General features: G+C 63.4%; 19 protein-coding genes. 9 read left to right on the top strand and 10 right to left on the bottom strand.

Annotated elements, in window-relative coordinates:
* Positions 1–54 precede the first annotated feature (54 nt).
* On the top strand, positions 55–915 hold the full coding sequence (locus QX041_RS33490; protein WP_315753379.1) for a D-amino-acid transaminase: 861 nt from the start codon (positions 55–57) through the stop codon (positions 913–915).
* A gap of 103 nt (positions 916–1,018) precedes the next feature.
* Positions 1,019–1,612, top strand: a complete 594-nt coding sequence (locus QX041_RS33485; RefSeq protein WP_315753381.1) for a DUF1080 domain-containing protein — start codon at positions 1,019–1,021, stop codon at positions 1,610–1,612.
* On the opposite strand, the gene QX041_RS33480 is transcribed toward QX041_RS33485, so the two are convergent.
* The 3 genes from QX041_RS33480 to QX041_RS33470 form a co-directional block, all read right to left on the bottom strand.
* Positions 1,599–1,748 (bottom strand): hypothetical protein, encoded by a 150-nt coding sequence (locus tag QX041_RS33480; RefSeq protein ID WP_315736529.1) that lies wholly within the window; start codon positions 1,746–1,748, stop codon positions 1,599–1,601. The two genes, QX041_RS33485 and QX041_RS33480, sit on opposite strands and share 14 nt — an antisense overlap.
* A 77-nt stretch (positions 1,749–1,825) precedes the next feature.
* Complete coding sequence (gene wrbA, locus QX041_RS33475) at positions 1,826–2,425, bottom strand: NAD(P)H:quinone oxidoreductase (RefSeq protein WP_315825412.1); 600 nt, start codon at positions 2,423–2,425, stop codon at positions 1,826–1,828.
* A 74-nt stretch (positions 2,426–2,499) separates the two neighbouring features.
* Positions 2,500–3,198, bottom strand: a complete 699-nt coding sequence (locus tag QX041_RS33470) for a pirin family protein (protein WP_315825411.1) — start codon at positions 3,196–3,198, stop codon at positions 2,500–2,502.
* Between the two features lie 130 nt (positions 3,199–3,328).
* Here QX041_RS33470 and QX041_RS33465 point away from each other — a divergent pair, with 130 nt between their 5' ends.
* Positions 3,329–4,237 (top strand): LysR family transcriptional regulator, encoded by a 909-nt coding sequence (locus tag QX041_RS33465; RefSeq protein ID WP_315716640.1) that lies wholly within the window; start codon positions 3,329–3,331, stop codon positions 4,235–4,237.
* A 23-nt stretch (positions 4,238–4,260) separates the two neighbouring features.
* Here the strand turns inward: QX041_RS33465 and QX041_RS33460 are convergent, their stop codons facing one another.
* From QX041_RS33460 to QX041_RS33450, 3 genes are all read right to left on the bottom strand, one after another.
* Complete coding sequence (locus QX041_RS33460) at positions 4,261–4,728, bottom strand: YbaK/EbsC family protein (RefSeq protein ID WP_315716641.1); 468 nt, start codon at positions 4,726–4,728, stop codon at positions 4,261–4,263.
* Positions 4,718–5,464 carry a haloacid dehalogenase type II gene (locus tag QX041_RS33455; protein WP_316168052.1) on the bottom strand — a complete coding sequence of 249 codons (747 nt, stop codon included), beginning with the start codon at positions 5,462–5,464 and terminating at the stop codon, positions 4,718–4,720. The genes QX041_RS33460 and QX041_RS33455 overlap by 11 nt, the downstream gene beginning before the upstream one ends.
* 97 nt (positions 5,465–5,561) lie before the next feature.
* Entirely contained in the window at positions 5,562–6,446 is an 885-nt protein-coding gene (locus QX041_RS33450; RefSeq protein WP_315716643.1) for an amidohydrolase family protein, read from the bottom strand.
* A 254-nt stretch (positions 6,447–6,700) separates the two neighbouring features.
* Between QX041_RS33450 and ykgO the strand changes: the two genes are divergently transcribed.
* From ykgO to QX041_RS33435, 3 genes are all read left to right on the top strand, one after another.
* A complete protein-coding gene (gene ykgO / locus QX041_RS33445) occupies positions 6,701–6,826 on the top strand; it encodes a type B 50S ribosomal protein L36 (RefSeq protein WP_006611362.1) in 126 nt (41 codons plus the stop codon).
* A 96-nt stretch (positions 6,827–6,922) separates the two neighbouring features.
* Positions 6,923–7,552, top strand: a complete 630-nt coding sequence (locus tag QX041_RS33440; protein ID WP_316168051.1) for a tetratricopeptide repeat protein — start codon at positions 6,923–6,925, stop codon at positions 7,550–7,552.
* A gap of 103 nt (positions 7,553–7,655) precedes the next feature.
* The gene (locus QX041_RS33435) at positions 7,656–7,913 is read left to right on the top strand and encodes a hypothetical protein (protein WP_316168050.1); all 258 of its coding nucleotides are present in this window, start codon (positions 7,656–7,658) and stop codon (positions 7,911–7,913) included.
* Between the two features lie 28 nt (positions 7,914–7,941).
* Here the strand turns inward: QX041_RS33435 and QX041_RS33430 are convergent, their stop codons facing one another.
* The gene (locus QX041_RS33430) at positions 7,942–8,124 is read right to left on the bottom strand and encodes a hypothetical protein (protein ID WP_315716646.1); all 183 of its coding nucleotides are present in this window, start codon (positions 8,122–8,124) and stop codon (positions 7,942–7,944) included.
* Positions 8,125–8,375: 251 nt separating this feature from the next.
* On the opposite strand from QX041_RS33430, the gene QX041_RS33425 reads away from it, so the two are divergent.
* Entirely contained in the window at positions 8,376–9,335 is a 960-nt protein-coding gene (locus QX041_RS33425; RefSeq protein WP_316168049.1) for an alpha/beta hydrolase, read from the top strand.
* A 65-nt stretch (positions 9,336–9,400) separates the two neighbouring features.
* On the opposite strand, the gene cycA is transcribed toward QX041_RS33425, so the two are convergent.
* Positions 9,401–9,796, bottom strand: a complete 396-nt coding sequence (gene cycA / locus QX041_RS33420) for a cytochrome c-550 CycA (RefSeq protein ID WP_315716648.1) — start codon at positions 9,794–9,796, stop codon at positions 9,401–9,403.
* Between the two features lie 208 nt (positions 9,797–10,004).
* On the opposite strand from cycA, the gene QX041_RS33415 reads away from it, so the two are divergent.
* Together QX041_RS33415 and QX041_RS33410 are read left to right on the top strand one after the other, a co-directional pair.
* The gene (locus tag QX041_RS33415) at positions 10,005–11,498 is read left to right on the top strand and encodes an FAD-linked oxidase C-terminal domain-containing protein (protein WP_316168048.1); all 1,494 of its coding nucleotides are present in this window, start codon (positions 10,005–10,007) and stop codon (positions 11,496–11,498) included.
* Between the two features lie 1,183 nt (positions 11,499–12,681).
* Positions 12,682–13,581 carry a hypothetical protein gene (locus QX041_RS33410; protein WP_316168047.1) on the top strand — a complete coding sequence of 300 codons (900 nt, stop codon included), beginning with the start codon at positions 12,682–12,684 and terminating at the stop codon, positions 13,579–13,581.
* Positions 13,582–13,643: 62 nt separating this feature from the next.
* Here QX041_RS33410 and QX041_RS33405 read toward each other — a convergent pair whose 3' ends face one another.
* Both QX041_RS33405 and QX041_RS33400 read right to left on the bottom strand, forming a co-directional pair.
* The gene (locus QX041_RS33405) at positions 13,644–14,120 is read right to left on the bottom strand and encodes a hypothetical protein (protein ID WP_316168046.1); all 477 of its coding nucleotides are present in this window, start codon (positions 14,118–14,120) and stop codon (positions 13,644–13,646) included.
* Between the two features lie 294 nt (positions 14,121–14,414).
* Positions 14,415–15,011: a Fic/DOC family protein gene (locus QX041_RS33400; RefSeq protein WP_316168044.1), complete on the bottom strand. Its 597-nt coding sequence runs from the start codon at positions 15,009–15,011 to the stop codon at positions 14,415–14,417.
* Positions 15,012–15,144: the final 133 nt, after the last annotated feature.

The following is a 15,144-nucleotide window of genomic DNA, read 5'->3' as shown; positions in this document are numbered from 1 at the left end:
CAATTGGTGTACGCAGATGGCTTTGCGTGCGCAGATGAGAATGGAGACACGTCCTTGGACCCGATCGCTTACGTCAACGGCGCCTTCGTGCCCCTGTCCGAGGCCAAGGTCTCGGTCCTCGATCGCGGCTTCCTGTTTGCCGACGGCATCTACGAAGTGGCGGCGGTGCTCGATGGCAAGCTGGTCGACAGTGCCCCGCATCTTGCCCGCCTGGAGCGCTCGGTCGGCGAGATCGGGCTGGCGCTGCCGGAGAGCGTGGCGCGGATCGAGGAGCTGCAGAAGGAGCTGGTCGCACGCAACCGGCTCGACCAGGGCATGGTCTATCTGCAGGTGACGCGCGGTGCCGACAAGGGCCGCGACTTCCCGTTTCCCAAGGGCGACGTCAAGCCGACCTTGGTGATGTTCGTCACCGCCAAGGACATCATCAATGCGCCCTCGGCGAAGACGGGAATTGGCGTCATCACCGTGCCCGACATCCGCTGGGCGCGCCGCGACATCAAGAGCGTGGCGCTGCTGGCGCAGGTGCTCGCGAAGCAGGCGGCCGCCGCGGCCGGGGCCGGCGAGGCGTGGATGGTCGAGGACGGTCATGTCACCGAGGGCGGCTCGTCCTCGGCCTTCATCCTGACCAAGGACGACGTCATCGTGACGCGGCCGAACTCGAACGCGATCCTGCCGGGCTGCACCCGCAAGGCCGTGGTGAAGCTCGCCGAGGAGCGCCAGCTCAAGGTCGAGGAGCGGCTGTTCACGGTGGAGGAGGCGCTCGCGGCGAAGGAAGCCTTCATCACCAGCGCGAGCTCGTTCGTGCAGCCGGTGGTCACGATCGACGGCAAGCCCGTCGGCGACGGCAAGCCGGGACCGGTGGCGGCGCGGCTGCGCGAGATCTATGTCGATTTTGCGCGCGCCACGGCGGTGTAGTTGGAGGAGACGATAGAGCAGGTGCAGCATCGAAACCCGTTTGCATTGTCCGGCGCTTTGCTATCGTGGCGACGAACGAAACAGAAATCAGGGAGGAGTTTCGATGCGGTATCGCTTGAGAGGGCTCGCGGCCGGACTATTGATTGCGGGCGCAGGCATGACGGGAGCGGCATTGGCCGATGACGGCTGGGTGACCCTGGTCGACTCCACGACCAAGGCCGACTTCACCGAGGTCGGCAAGGCCAATTGGGAGATGAAGGACGGCGCGCTGTCGGCCGACAAGCTCGATGGCAAGGATCCATCGTATCTGGTGACCAAGGAGAGCTACAAGGACTTCCAGATCAAGGCCGAGTTCTGGGTCGATGACGCCGCCAACAGCGGCATCTTCATCCGCTGCGACCAGTCGGCGAAGATCGACTCCAACATCTGCTACGAGGTCAACATCTTCGACAAGCGGCCCGATCCGAAATACGGCACCGGCGCGATCGTCGACGTGTCCAAGGTCGATCCGATGCCGAAGGCCGGCGGCAAGTGGAATACCTATGAGATCACCGCCAAGGGCACGCGGCTGACCGTGATCCTCAACGGCGAGAAAACCGCCGATGTCGACGACAGCAAGCACGCGGCGGGACCGATCGCCCTGCAATACGGCTCGGGCGTCGTGAAGTTCAGGAAGGTGCAGATCAAGCCGCTGTAGCGGCCGTGCATTCCGGGCAGCGGCGCTGGCCGCGGCTCGCGCGGTACAGGCTCTTGCAGTACCAGCGGCGCGCCATCATCTGCAGGGGATGGCGGGCCAACCGGGCCAGCGTCACCAGTTCGAGCATGGCGGGCATTGCAGCCTCCTTGACATCCTTCCGACTTTTGCGAGATGGGGCGGCACTTCGTTTGCGGAAGTGCCGCCGCAGTCGCATCAGCCATGCAGCTTCTTTGCGGTCTCGGCGATGACGCGGCCCTGATAGCGCGCCCCCGCCAGCTCGTTCGCGCTCGGCTGCCGGCTGCCGTCACCGCCGGTGATGGTGGTGGCGCCATAGGGCGAGCCGCCGGTGACCTCGTCGAGCTTCATCTGGCCGGCGAAGCCGTAGTTGAGGCCGACGATGGTCATGCCGAAATGCAAGAGGTTGGTGATGATCGAGAACAGCGTGACCTCCTGGCCGCCGTGCTGGGTCGCGGTCGAGGTGAAGGCGCCGCCGACCTTGCCGTGGAGCGCGCCCTTGGCCCACAGGCCGCCGGCCTGATCGAGGAAGTTGGCCATCTGCGAGGCCATGCGGCCGAAGCGGGTGCCGGTACCGACGATGATCGCGTCGTAGTCGGCGAGCTCCTCGACCTTTGCTATCGGAGCGGCCTGGTCGAGCTTGTAGTGGGAGGCCTTGGCGACGTCGGCCGGCACCAGTTCGGGCACGCGCTTGACGTCGACGGTGGCGCCGGTCTCGCGGGCGCCTTCGGCCACCGCGTTGGCCATCGCTTCGATGTGGCCGTATGCGGAGTAGTAGAGAACGAGAACCTTGGTCATGGCAGTCTCCGTGGGGACGAGGATGATCGGGGAGAGCGTCCCGGCCGGATGCCCGGCCGGGATCGCGTGAGAGGTCAGGCGGCGTCGACGAGCACCAGCTCGGAATCTTCGAGCGCGGTGATCTTGAGTGTGGCCTCGTCGCGGATGGCGGCGCCGTCACGGGCGTTGACTCGGACGCCGTTCACTTCGACGCTGCCGGCTGCGGGCACCAGATAGATGTGGCGGGCCTTGTCGGCGCTGTACTCGGCGGTCTCGCCGGCCTTCAGCGTGGTGCCGACTACGCGCGCCTTGGCACGGATCGGCAACGCGTCGCCGTCATCTGCGAAGCCGCTCGCCAGCGTGACCAGCTTGCCGGAGCGGTCGGACTTCGGGAACGGCTTGGCGCCCCAGGTCGGTTGTCCGCCATCGGTGGTCGGCTCGATCCAGATCTGGAAGATCCGCGTCGTGGTCGGCTCCAGATTGTATTCGGAGTGGCGGATGCCGCTGCCCGCACTCATCACCTGGACGTCGCCGGCCTCGGTGCGGCCCTTGTTGCCGAGGCTGTCCTGATGGGTGATCGCACCCTCGCGGACATAGGTGATGATCTCCATGTTCCGGTGCGGATGCGCCGGGAAGCCGGTGTTCGGCGCGATCTCGTCGTCGTTCCAGACGCGCAGGGCGCCGTGGCCCATGTTGCTGGGGTCGTAGTAGCTCGCGAACGAGAAATGGTGCTTAGCCTTCAGCCAGCCGTGGTCGGCGCCGCCCAGCGCCGCAAAGGGCTTCAATTCGATCATGGGTCTGCTCCTGTGGTTGAAACGGCCGGCCGGGGCCGCCGTGCTGTTGGGCATTGGAATAAGGGAGCGGCCGGGGTATAGAAATAGAAACTATTGAAACCTATTGTTTCTAAAAACGAGATTTAAGGCGATGGCGCGACTTCCGGATTTCGAGGCGATGGCGATCTTCGCGAAGGTCGTCGAGCTGCGCTCCTTCGCCGGCGCCGCGCAGGAGCTGGGCCTCTCCAAGGCCTCCGTCTCCAAGGCGGTGAGCCGGCTGGAGGAGCGTCTGGGTACGCGGCTGTTCAACCGCACCTCGCGGCGCTTGGCGCTGACAGACGCCGGCCAGCGCCTGTCCGAGCGTGCCGCGCAGCTGCTCGCCGATGGCGAGGCTGCCGAGACCGAGGCGCTCGCGCAGTCGCTGACGCCGCGCGGCCTGGTGCGCTTCGCGGTGCCGATGACGTTCGGCGTCAAGAAGATCGCGCCGCTGCTGCCGGCGTTCCTAGAGCAATATCCGGAGGTCTCGATCGACCTCCACATGAGCGACGCCACCGTCGATCTGATCGGCGAAGGGTTCGACCTCGCGCTGCGGATCGCGCGGCTTCCGGACTCGTCGCTGGTCGCGCGCCGCCTTTGCCCCATGCCGCGCTACACGGTGGCGGCGCCGTCCTATCTGAAGCGCCACGGACGGCCGACGCATCCGATGCATCTCGCCGAGCACAAATGCTTCGGCTACGCCTATCTCTCCACCGCCGGCGTCTGGCACTACACCAATGCGGCCGGCGAGCAGGCCAGCGTACGGCCGGCGGGACAGCTGCGCGTCAACAATGGCGAAGCGCTGTTGCCGGCGGTGCTCGCCGGGCTCGGCATCGCGGACCTGCCGGATTTCATCGTTGGCGACGCGATCGCGTCTGGCGAGGTCGAGGTGGTGCTGAAGGGCTGGAGCCAGCCCGAAGGCGCAATGCATCTGGTGATGCCGCCCGGCGGCCCGCGCCCCGCGCGGGTCGAGGTGCTGACGGAGTTTCTGGTGAAGGAACTCGCGAAGGGGAAGAAGCGATGATCGCGGCCGCCGATCCCAGCCGATCAGGACTGCACCTCGCACACATCAACCCATGCGGCTCCCGTCAGCTCGGCCAAGCGATCCGGCGTGATCTTCACCGCGCTGTGGGTCGAGCCCGCGGCGGGCACCACGATGTCGAAGGCCTTCAGCGAGACGTCGCAATACACCGGTAGCGGCGACTTCAAGCCGAACGGGCAGACGCCGCCGACCTCATGTCCGGTGATGTCGGCGACCTCGTCGAGGCCGAGCATCTTCGGCTTGCCGCCGAACAGCGCCTTCACCTTCTTGTTGTCCATGCGCGCGTGGCCTGCGGCGACGATCAGGATGACGCGCTCGCCGACGCGCAACGACAGCGTCTTGGCGATGCGGGCCGGCTCCACGCCATAGGCTTCCGCCGCGAGCGCCACGGTTGCGGAGCTCTGGCTGGAGACGAGAACGTCGATGTCGGGGGCTTTTTCGGCGAAGAAGGCGCGGACGGATTCAAGGCTCATGCGTGTTGACGATCTCAGGCAATTCGGAAAGCGCAGCAATACGATGATCGGGCGCAAAACCCAACTCGTCCATCTGGGTCCGCAGCGCCTTGAACATCGTGAGCGGGGACACGAGATCGGTCTCGATGCAGGCGGCCGCCATGGCTTCGGGAGTGACGCGCTCGATCCAGGCAACGTTGAGACCGAAGGCCTTGGCGCCGCAGACGTCCCAGGGATTGGAGGACACGAACAGCACCTCGTCGGGCGCAAGCCCGAGTGTCTCCTCGATCAGCGCATAGGCTTGCGAGCTCGGCTTGAAGATCTTGCGGGCATCGACGCTGATGACGGCATCGAGCAGCGTGTCGAAGGCGCTGGCTTTCACAAGGCCGTCGAGCATCGCTGGGCTGCCGTTGGAGAGGATCGCGAGCCGGCGGTCCTTCATCGCGGCGAGCGCGGCACGTGCATCAGGGTAGGGATCGAGATCGAGATATTTGGCGATGATGCGATCGCGTGTGATCGCATCCGCCTGCAGGCCGAGAACGCGCAGCGTATAGAGCAGCGACTCGCGGGTAACGACCGAAAAATCCTCGTAGCGCTGCATCAGCGAGCGCAGCCAGGTGTATTCGAGCTGCTTGATGCGCCAGATCTGGGTGATGATGTCGCCGTGGCCGGGAAAGGCCTGCTCGGTGACCGCCGCTACCGACTGGATGTCGTACAGCGTGCCATAGGCATCGAAGACCAAGGCTTTGAAGGGCACGGCGCTCACCTCATCGAGAGAGGCAGGCGCGATGGCCGATGGCCACCGCGCCCGCGGATGATAGCACGATCCTCGACGATACGAGCCGTCGGACGGCTCAGATCCCGAGCAGCCTGCGCGCGTTGGCCTTCAACACTTTCGGCCGGATCTCCTCGCGGATGTCGAGCTTGGCGAAATCGGCGAGCCAGCGGTCGGGCGTGATCACCGGCCAGTCGGAGCCGAACAGCATCTTGTCCTGCAGGATCGAGTTGATGTAGCGCACCAGGATCGGCGGGAAGTACTTTGGCGACCAGCCGGAGAGGTCGATGTACACGTTCGGCTTGTGGGTCGCGACCGACAGCGCCTCCTCCTGCCAGGGGAAGGAGGGGTGGGCGAGAATGATCTTGAGGTCGGGGAAGTCGGCCGCGACGTCGTCCATGTACATCGGGTTCGAGTACTTCAGCCGCATCCCCATGCCGCCCGGCATGCCCGAGCCGACGCCGGTCTGGCCGGTGTGGAACAGCGCGATGGCGCCGCCGTCGTTGATCGCCTCATACAGCGGATAGGCCAGCCGGTCGTTGGCGTAGAAGCCCTGCATCGTCGGGTGGAACTTGAAGCCGCGGACGCCATACTCCTCGATCAGCTTGCGCGCCTCGCGGACGCCGAGCTTGCCCTTGTGCGGATCGATGCTGACGAAGGGGATCAGCACATCGAGATGGTCGGAGGCGACCTCGAGCATCTCGTAATTGTTGTAGCGGCGGAAGCCGGTCTCGCGCTCGGCGTCGACCGGGAAGATCACGGCGGCGATGTTCTTTGAGCGGTAATAGGCCGCCGTCTCCGGCACCGTCGGCGGGTGCTTGTGCGGCGACTTGAAGTAGTCGGCCATCTGGGCCTGGAAATCGTCGTAGCCGTCATCCGCATGCATGCCGCAGGGCTCCTCGGCATGGGTGTGGATGTCGATGGCGACGACATCGTCGATCTTGGGCAGAGCGAGCTTGGGCATGGGCGTTCCCGGCGGTTGGTTCTTGGCTTTGGAAAATTGATTATAGGATATAACAAATTTGGCAATCGCCAAGTTGGATCGAGGGGCCCGTCGCCGGCCGGTTCTGTTGAAGCCGGGGCCCGCCATGATTGACATCCGGCGGGCTGGTGGTTAGAAACCGGCCAATCCGGGCGACTTGGTCGCTTGCGGAACTCCCTTTGTATTTGCCACTTCCGGCCTGTCCAACACGGCCTTTCAACGTATCAGGATGTCCCATGAAGGTCCGTAACTCGCTGAAGTCGCTGCGTGGCCGCCATCGCGCCAACCGTCTGGTCCGCCGCAAGGGCCGCGTCTACGTGATCAACAAGGTCCAGCGCCGCTTCAAGGCGCGCCAGGGCTGATCCCGTAGATCTCCCCTCGAGAAGAGGGGCCTTCTCACAGGTCTTTGAGGCGCGTGCTGCTTTGCAGGACGCGCCGACTGCGTTTAGACTTGGGGCATGGCCAAGCGATCCTTGCGGGCGATTCTTCTCGCCGTTGTCGTCATTTCCATACCGCACCTTGCGCAAGCGCAGGGCGAGCCGCGCGCGACGCCCAAGCCGAAGCCGCCCGAGGCGCCCGCCAAGCTGCCCAAGGTCGGAGCCGACAAGACCAAGGGCCTCGATTTCCTGTTCGGCGCCCTGAAGGCGGCGCCGGACGAGATCAGCGCCAAGCATGTCGAGGCGCGGATCTGGGCGATCTGGCTGCAGACCCCCAGTGACACCGTCGCCCTGCTGATGGCGCGGTCCAAGGCAGCGATGGACGCGAAGCAGAACGAGGTTGCGCTCAAGCTGCTCGATTCGGTCATCAAGCTCCGGCCCGACTACGTCGAGGCCTGGAACCGTCGCGCGACGATCTATTACCTCCAGAACGATTACGGTCGCTCGCTTGCCGACATCCAGCAGGTCCTGCTGCGTGAGCCGCGGCACTTCGGCGCGCTCGCGGGTCTCGGCATGATCATGCAGGATCTCGGCGAGGAGAAGCGGGCCCTGGACGCGTTCCGCAAGGCGCTCGAGGTCAATCCGCACCTGGACAAGGTGCCGGAGCTGGTCAAGACGCTGACCGAAAAGGTCGAAGGCCGCGACATCTAGCCTTGGCGATCGATTAACCATGTCAGGACGGCCGTCCTTGCCGGCCGATCTGCGCCATCCCACCTGCCGTTGATCGGAGGACATCCGGCGAGGAGGTGGCGCAATGAGGCGTGCAGTGCTGACGGCAACGCTCATCGGAATGACGGCGACGGCCGCCTGGGCCGAGGATCCGGATCTGTTCTGGGTGGTCGGCAACCGCGCCACCAATCGCTGCGAGATCGTGACCAGCAATCCGATCGTCACCCCCACCATGGGCGACATCTGGTTCGCGTCCGGGCCGTTCAAGTCGAAAGACGACGCCAAGCTGGCGCGATCGACGATCAACGCGTGCCCGAACAAGGACATCACGTCCGAGGACTGATCGGCGCAATCCGGCCCGGTCAGCCGACTCAGTGAAATGCGGTGCTGCGGCGGTCCGGCATGCCGTACTGCGCGGCTGCGGCATACAGCTGCGCGATCTCGGCCTCGAGATGCTCGTTGACCAGCAGCAGGGCCTTCAGCGCGCCGCGGAGATCGCCATTGCAACTTGCGACGATCTCGTCGATCGCAGCCTCGCTCGAACGAAAACTCATCGGTAACCCCCTCCCAAAACACCAAACAAAACGCAGGGCCGGTCATCGTGTTCAAACGACGCAATGATCTGACCGCAAGTAATTCACGGCCATCAGCCGATTGCGAGGAAATGTCCCGACCATGGTTATAAAATGGCCGACGACGCCATGATGACAGGATTGGCTTGACGGGACGTGGAATTGCGCGCTTTCCCGCGCAACCGCCTTCGTTCTGCTCCGTATCTGTCAGCGTGACACGTAGAAAAATATCAATGATTTCAATCACTATTGCGGTGGTCCTCGGTGGGCTCGCGCTGGCCACGCGGGCCGGTATTGCCATCGTCGAAAAGCGCTATCCGCAGCAGGGGCAGGCGATCCCGGTCGCCGGTGCGACCATCAATCTTGTGGATATCGGGCCGCGCAACGCGTCTGGACCGCCGCTCTTGCTGCTCCATGGGGCGAGCTCGAACCTCGAAGCCATGCGCCGTCCGCTGGGTGATCTCCTGGCGCAGCGCCACCGGGTGCTCCTGGTTGACCGTCCCGGCCACGGCTGGAGCCCGCGCGCGCGGCCTGAGGATTCCACGCCCGCGGCTCAGGCCCGGATGCTGGACGAGGTGCTGGCGCGGCTCGGCGTCGGCCAGGTCGTCCTGGTGGTGCATTCCTGGAGCGGCGCGCTCGGCCTGCGCATGGCGCTCGACTTCCCCGACCGGGTTGCGGGCCTCGTGATGCTGGCGCCGGTCGCCTATCCCTGGCGGGGCGGGGTCGGGCGCTACAACGAGGCCGTCACGACGCCGGTGGTCGGGCCGTTGCTGGCGCACACGATCACGCTGCCGCTCGGCCTGGCGCTGATGGCGCCCGGCGCCCGCGGCGTGTTCGCGCCGCAGGCGATGCCGGACGATTTCGTCGACCGGACCGCGACGCCGCTGCTGCTGCGCCCGCGCGAGTTCATGGCCAATGCCCGCGATCTCGTCACCCTGAAGCAGGCCGTGATCGAGCAGGCGCCGCGCTATGGCGAGATCAAGGTCCCGGTCACGATCGTGGCGGGCGGGGCCGACCGGACGGTCTATACCGACATCCATTCCCGCCCGCTCGCGCGGGTCGTGCCACAGAGCCGCCTGATCGTGCTGCCCGACCTCGGGCACATGGTCCAGAACGCGGTGCCGGAGCTGGTGGCCGGCGAGGTCGACCGGATCGTCGCCGCGGTGACCCCGGCCGACGCCCTGGCGCCGTGATGTGAAAAAGCCCCGGCGGTCCGCCGGGGCTTTGCAGTCGAGGCGACGTGTCGGCCGGCGGCCGCTTACTGCTTCTGCTTGCCGTCCTTGTCGAACGACGAGACATAGGCCCAGAGGTTGTTGATCTCGGTCTCGTTCTTGATGCCGGCGAAGGTCATCTTGGTGCCGGGGATCTTGGCCTTCGGGTCCTTGATGTATTCCTTGAAAACCGCCTCGTTCCAGGTGATGCCCGAGTTCTTGTTGGCTTCCGAATAGTTGTAGTCCGGCGCGCTGCCCGACTTGCGGCCGTCGAGGCCGTTGAGTTCCGGGCCGACCTTGTTCTTCGCGCCCTCGCCGATCGCGTGGCAGGGCAGGCACTTGTTGAAGGACGTCTTGCCGGCGGCGGCATCCTGCGCCAGCGCGGCAGATGCCAGCGACGACGAGGCGAGGACGACGAGCGCGCTCAAAGTCATTTTCTTCATGGATCAGGCTCTGTGGGTTACGAGACGAGTTTGCGCGCAGGTTGTGGCATGGCCTCAGGCGACGCACAAGCGGGGAAGCACTGAGGCAAATCAGCATAATGGCGGAGCTTGTTGCTCTGCCGCAAACTTCGATGCGGATCCGCTGCCTATCCAAACCGTTTCCGTTGTGATTGATATGCCAGCACAAATCGAGGGCCGGAGGAACGCGATGGCGATCATGATGCCGGAAGCTGATCGGGCGGTGCTGGCGCGCCGCGATGAGATCGTTGCTGCACTGCGTGCGATCGTGCCGGGCGAAGGCGTCATCGACAGCGCCGCCGAGATGCTGCCTTACGAGTCCGATGGGTTGATGGCCTACCGCCAGCCGCCGATGGTTGTGGTGCTGCCGGAGACCACCGCGCAGGTCTCGCAGGTCCTGAAATATTGCCACGGGCAGGGCATCAAGGTGGTTCCCCGCGGCTCGGGCACCTCGCTGTCCGGTGGCGCGCTGCCGCTGGCCGACGGGGTGCTGCTCGGGCTCGGCAAGTTCAAGCGCATCCGCGACATCGACTTCGACAACCGCGTCGTCGTCACCGAGCCAGGGGTCACCAATCTCGCCATCAGCCAGGCGGTGGCGCATGCCGGCTTCTACTATGCGCCGGACCCGTCGTCGCAGATCGCCTGCTCGATCGGCGGCAACGTCGCGGAGAATTCCGGCGGCGTGCACTGCCTGAAATACGGCATGACCACCAACAACGTGCTCGGCTGCGAGATCGTGCTGATGACCGGCGAGGTGCTGCGCATCGGCGGCAAGTGCGCCGAGAACGCCGGCTATGACCTGATGGGGCTGATCACCGGCTCGGAAGGGCTGCTCGGCGTCGTCACCGAGGTCACGGTGCGCATCCTGCAGAAGCCCGAGACGGCGCGTGCGCTGATGGTCGGGTTCGCCGAGGTGGAAGCGGCCGGCGAATGCGTCGCCCGCATCATCGGCGCCGGCATCATCCCCGGCGGCATGGAGATGATGGACAAGCCTGCCATCCACGCCGCCGAGGCCTTCGTCCATGCCGGCTATCCGCTCGACGTCGAGGCGCTGCTGATCATCGAGCTCGACGGGCCCGGCGTCGAGGTCGACGAACTGATCGGCCGCGTCGAAACGATTGCAAACGCCTGCGGCTCGACCACCTGCCGGATCTCGACCTCCGAGGCCGAACGCAACCTGTTCTGGGCCGGCCGCAAGGCGGCGTTCCCCGCGGTGGGGCGGATCTCGCCGGACTATCTTTGCATGGACGGCACCATCCCGCGCGGCGCGCTGCCCAAGGCCCTGGCGCGCATCCGCGAGCTGTCCGAGAAGTACCAGCTCGGCTGCGCCAACGTGTTCCATGCCGGCGACGGCAATCTGCATCCGCTGATCCTCTACGACGCCAACAAGCCGGGCGAGATGGAGCGGGCGGAGGCGTTCGGCGCCGACATCCTGCGCTGCTGCGTCGAGCTCGGCGGCGTCCTGACCGGCGAGCACGGCGTCGGCATCGAGAAGCGCGACCTGATGCCGGAGATGTTCACCGAGATCGACCTCAACCAGCAGCAGCGGGTGAAGTGTGCCTTCGACAGCCAGGGCCTGCTCAACCCCGGCAAGGTGTTTCCGACCTTGCACCGCTGCGCCGAGCTTGGGCGCATGCACGTGCATGGCGGCAAGCTGGCGTTTCCGGATCTGCCGAGGTTCTGAAAGCCACCGGCCTCTCCACGTCATTGCGAGCGAAGCGAAGCAATCCAGAGTCGTGGGCGGAACCCTGGATTGCTTCGCTTCGCTCGCAATGACGCGGAGAGCATTGTCCATACCAGCCACATTGCACCCCGCAGACACACGTCCGCATCGCCGCGGCGCATGACGCCCGGATCGTGCGATCGACCCGCCCTCCAAAACCATCGAGAGGGCGCAGGGAATGCCGGGTGAAGGCCTCACCCATGGCCCGCCTGCGAAAAAAATGCAGGCGGCAGGTACCACAGGTTCAGCCGAACATCCGGCATTCCCTGCGCGGCGGTCTTAACGCTTATACGTGATCTCCTCGGGGACCGGCGTTCTTGCCCCCGTCGCCTGCGTGCCCCGTAAAGGGCATCACCCGCTTGGCCTCAGCACCGGGAGGCCAGGACCACACGATTTCACGTCCGCATCGCAGTCGTTCGTCGGCATGACCGAAGCCACGCTGCGACCCGACACGGCCACCGCATCCCCGCCTCGCATATCGTGACGACCGCGCGTACGCCCCTCTCGGTGAGGCGGGATGGGCGGAGGATTACACAATTTCTGGGAAAACGAAAGAGGAAATTTCACCGTTCGGAGGGGGCTGCTACTCCGCATTGAAATAGCTCGCGAAATTAGCTCTTGCGCGGGAGCGATTTTGCCGCGGCCGGCCGTTCCTTGGGCAGTGAGATCGCGCGAAAATCGCAAAGCTGATTTGCCCGACGATCCGAAAAGCCTACATCTTTCTGGTTCGAAATAATGAGCGCTCAAGGGATCGGCCTTGGACATCTCCCGTGTGAAGGGAACGGGTCAATAGTTATTTGCGCTACAAATCAATTGGTTATGTAGTGGGGGCGCCCATCGTGCACGGCGTATTCACGGTGAATGAAGCGGCCGTCTGCCGTTCGCTTGTCGATTCGTGCCGAAGTCTTGAAGAGGGCATGCAATATTGTTCATCCCCACCGGCGAAGAGGCGCCGCGGACACGTTTGTTGCCGGTGGATTATCAGGGGAATAGTCCTGTCGCCGCAAAACTCTTTATAAGAGGACCGACTCGGCGGATCGCTATAGACACATGATGGCGGGCGGAGGCGCGGCGGACAGATCTTTGCCGGTGCCAGGAAGGTCAGCCGTCGCCGCCTTAAGGCCAGCTGATAGATCGATCCCCTATGGCAGACGCTGAAATACCATCATCATGGTCAAGTGCGGGCCGTAACGCCCTTGGAAATACGCTTTGGATCTTACCTCTAGTAACCTTCGAGAGAGTGACTGAAGGGCACTATAATCAGGCAGCTATTTTGGGCGCGGCCTGGATTGTTGCCCTCATACTTGCCGTAAAGTTGCACATTGTAGAAGAGCTTGCATCGAGCCATAAGAGGCGATCACAATTGCTGACTTGGGCATGCATCATTGCAGGAGCGGTGCTTCTGGGACTTGGCATATTTCGGCTGTCCTCGCCGCCGGTTCTTCAAAACGAATCGAAGCCAATCAGCCAAGTCGCCGAAGATAAGGATACGCAACGCACGATTGATGCTCTCTCGACCCAAGTGCGCCAGATGAGTCGCGATCTTGCGAAGGCAAATCAAGAAAGAGATGAAGCTCTCTCCAAGTCTGCTTCGGCGACTCCTCCGAGCGGAGGGCCAATAAGATGGAACTCGCCGGAGGCGCAGCAGCTCTTTGTAGTAAGTTGGGCCGCGGACGGATTCGTCGTGAATGGCGCGCTTTTTTGGGGGACCAGCACCGAGTCAGTTTCGATCACAGAGGCATATGTCACCTCAGGGCTGACAGGGCACAAGCTGCAGCTTCAGGCTAACGTCGCGAACAAGGGTTACTTTCCCGTTGATAAGGTTGATATCCCGCCTGGTGCACCCGTCCATCTTGACGCCGTTTGGAATCCTCCCATCCCCATCAAAGCTTTCATGAACGAGTGGGGCAAGTTCCGCGCGGTGATTGTTTATAACGGCACTAGGTATGAACGAGATTACGACCTCGATTTGGTGCGAAAGAAGCTGCAGGAGCACGCGCCGGATATGTTCGGGCCTCAGATGACCCCGCGGGAAGACAAGTAGGCCGGGGAAAATCCGGGGAAAGCCCATTCCGGAGCAGTTTCTATAGGGCGGATTCCGGTGAACTAAAGGGCCTTTTTCTTCGATGGCCTCGTGCGAGTTTCACTCGTGTAAGAGAGGGGGCCAAAACTAAAGTTGAAGGACTTTCTGTGAAATGTTTCGAGGGCGTTGTTCGCTGTCTCGATGGCGGTGTTGGCCTGATGGACGACTTTGGAAACCTCGATTGTCTGCTCGGGTGAAAGATTGCCGCGATCAACTAGAGGAATAATGGCGGCAAGCATACCTTTAACATCCTCAAGATTGCCGTGTACTTGCTCGATCTGATCGGATGCCTTGTCCTGAGCGAATCGGTTCGTTTGTTGGTACTGGATGCGTAAAAAATTCCACCAGAATAGTCCGACACCGACAAAGGCAGCCGAAAAGCTGACCCACGACGAGGTTACGTTAGGCCAAGTTGAATAGGTTGCTATCGCCGCGGGAGGTCCAAACTCGATTACACATCGTAGTGCGATCCTGAGCCAAATTCGATAATCGAGCAGCATAGTGCCCCCAATAACAGGACGCCCGAGCGACGTACCAAAGCGTGCACTATTTCAGAGCCGCTACCAAAACGAAAGCCCTACTAAGACAGCTTTGTTCTGCGCTGACTGTCTCCTTTTCGCCGGTCCTTAGGAACGGGGGCGGTGATCCCGCCATGAGGTATGGCATTGCGGTGCAAACGCTCGACGCAGATCGCGCACGGCCCGCCTTGCTCTTATCGTCGTCCACGGGGATTACGGTGACTCTGCTGGTCTACACTAAATTGCGACGCTTTCACCGGACGGAAGGCTTGCCGGTTACGACAACTCTCTCGGATCCTCATCTTCAATGAGCCCTTGAATGGCGGCGGCGAGAGGCGCCTCATCGCCGTCGAAGCTCGCAATCATCGCATGCAGAAAGGCATCCGGATCGAGGGCATCGAGGTCGATGGTGTGCCCGGCCTGATCTGCCAGCAGAAGAAAGAACGAGAGCTGCGTGCGGCCGTTGCCTTCCCTGAAGGCATGGATCACGTTGAGGGTTGCGAGAAACTCTGCCGATTTCCTGGCAAACTCCGTCGGCGAAAGGTCCTGCAGGAAGTTGTCGTTCGCGAGTTTCGTGAAAAGCCGCTTCGCCTCTCTCTCGATATTCTCGGGGAAGCAGAACGTGCTCTCGCCTTTTGAAATGCGGACGGTGCGCGGCTCTCCCGCCCAGTCGTAGACGTCTTGAAAGAGATGGCGGTGGACGGCCTTGAAATGCTCGAAATCAAGATCGCCGGCCGGGAGTTCCTCGTCGGCCCTTGCGTCACTGACCTCGGCCTCGAAAGCCGCGAGTTCCTCGGAGGCCCGGATGTCGAGCTTGTTCTTCAGGACGGTCGTGCCGGGATAGCAGTACTCGTCGGCGACCGCGTCGTACATGGCGGCCTAGGGTTTACGATAGGCTTCGATGATCGACTTCCGGCGTTCCTCTGGGGAAAGGGCCTTACCCGTCGAAGACGAGGCTCCCTTCATCTTGGGAGAGTACTGGATTCCCTCGACGGCGCTGATCTTG

The sequence above is a fragment of the Bradyrhizobium sp. SZCCHNRI2009 genome, from assembly GCF_032485115.1.
Taxonomy (GTDB): Bacteria; Pseudomonadota; Alphaproteobacteria; order Rhizobiales; family Xanthobacteraceae; genus Bradyrhizobium.
The sequence above is the reverse complement of the archived record's forward strand: the minus strand, read 5'-3'. Positions and strand labels throughout refer to the sequence as shown.

Excerpts from the sequence above, each read along its gene's own strand:
- QX041_RS33485 (WP_315753381.1), top strand. The coding sequence starts at position 1,019 with ATGCGGTATCGCTTGAGAGGGCTCGCGGCCGGACTATTGATTGCGGGC.
- QX041_RS33480 (WP_315736529.1), bottom strand. The coding sequence starts at position 1,748 with ATGCCCGCCATGCTCGAACTGGTGACGCTGGCCCGGTTGGCCCGCCAT.
- wrbA (WP_315825412.1), bottom strand. The coding sequence starts at position 2,425 with ATGACCAAGGTTCTCGTTCTCTACTACTCCGCATACGGCCACATCGAA.
- QX041_RS33470 (WP_315825411.1), bottom strand. The coding sequence starts at position 3,198 with ATGATCGAATTGAAGCCCTTTGCGGCGCTGGGCGGCGCCGACCACGGC.
- QX041_RS33465 (WP_315716640.1), top strand. The coding sequence starts at position 3,329 with ATGGCGCGACTTCCGGATTTCGAGGCGATGGCGATCTTCGCGAAGGTC.
- QX041_RS33460 (WP_315716641.1), bottom strand. The coding sequence starts at position 4,728 with ATGAGCCTTGAATCCGTCCGCGCCTTCTTCGCCGAAAAAGCCCCCGAC.
- QX041_RS33450 (WP_315716643.1), bottom strand. The coding sequence starts at position 6,446 with ATGCCCAAGCTCGCTCTGCCCAAGATCGACGATGTCGTCGCCATCGAC.
- ykgO (WP_006611362.1), top strand. The coding sequence starts at position 6,701 with ATGAAGGTCCGTAACTCGCTGAAGTCGCTGCGTGGCCGCCATCGCGCC.
- QX041_RS33440 (WP_316168051.1), top strand. The coding sequence starts at position 6,923 with ATGGCCAAGCGATCCTTGCGGGCGATTCTTCTCGCCGTTGTCGTCATT.
- QX041_RS33435 (WP_316168050.1), top strand. The coding sequence starts at position 7,656 with ATGAGGCGTGCAGTGCTGACGGCAACGCTCATCGGAATGACGGCGACG.
- QX041_RS33430 (WP_315716646.1), bottom strand. The coding sequence starts at position 8,124 with ATGAGTTTTCGTTCGAGCGAGGCTGCGATCGACGAGATCGTCGCAAGT.
- QX041_RS33425 (WP_316168049.1), top strand. The coding sequence starts at position 8,376 with ATGATTTCAATCACTATTGCGGTGGTCCTCGGTGGGCTCGCGCTGGCC.
- cycA (WP_315716648.1), bottom strand. The coding sequence starts at position 9,796 with ATGAAGAAAATGACTTTGAGCGCGCTCGTCGTCCTCGCCTCGTCGTCG.
- QX041_RS33415 (WP_316168048.1), top strand. The coding sequence starts at position 10,005 with ATGGCGATCATGATGCCGGAAGCTGATCGGGCGGTGCTGGCGCGCCGC.
- QX041_RS33410 (WP_316168047.1), top strand. The coding sequence starts at position 12,682 with ATGGCAGACGCTGAAATACCATCATCATGGTCAAGTGCGGGCCGTAAC.
- QX041_RS33405 (WP_316168046.1), bottom strand. The coding sequence starts at position 14,120 with ATGCTGCTCGATTATCGAATTTGGCTCAGGATCGCACTACGATGTGTA.
- QX041_RS33400 (WP_316168044.1), bottom strand. The coding sequence starts at position 15,011 with ATGTACGACGCGGTCGCCGACGAGTACTGCTATCCCGGCACGACCGTC.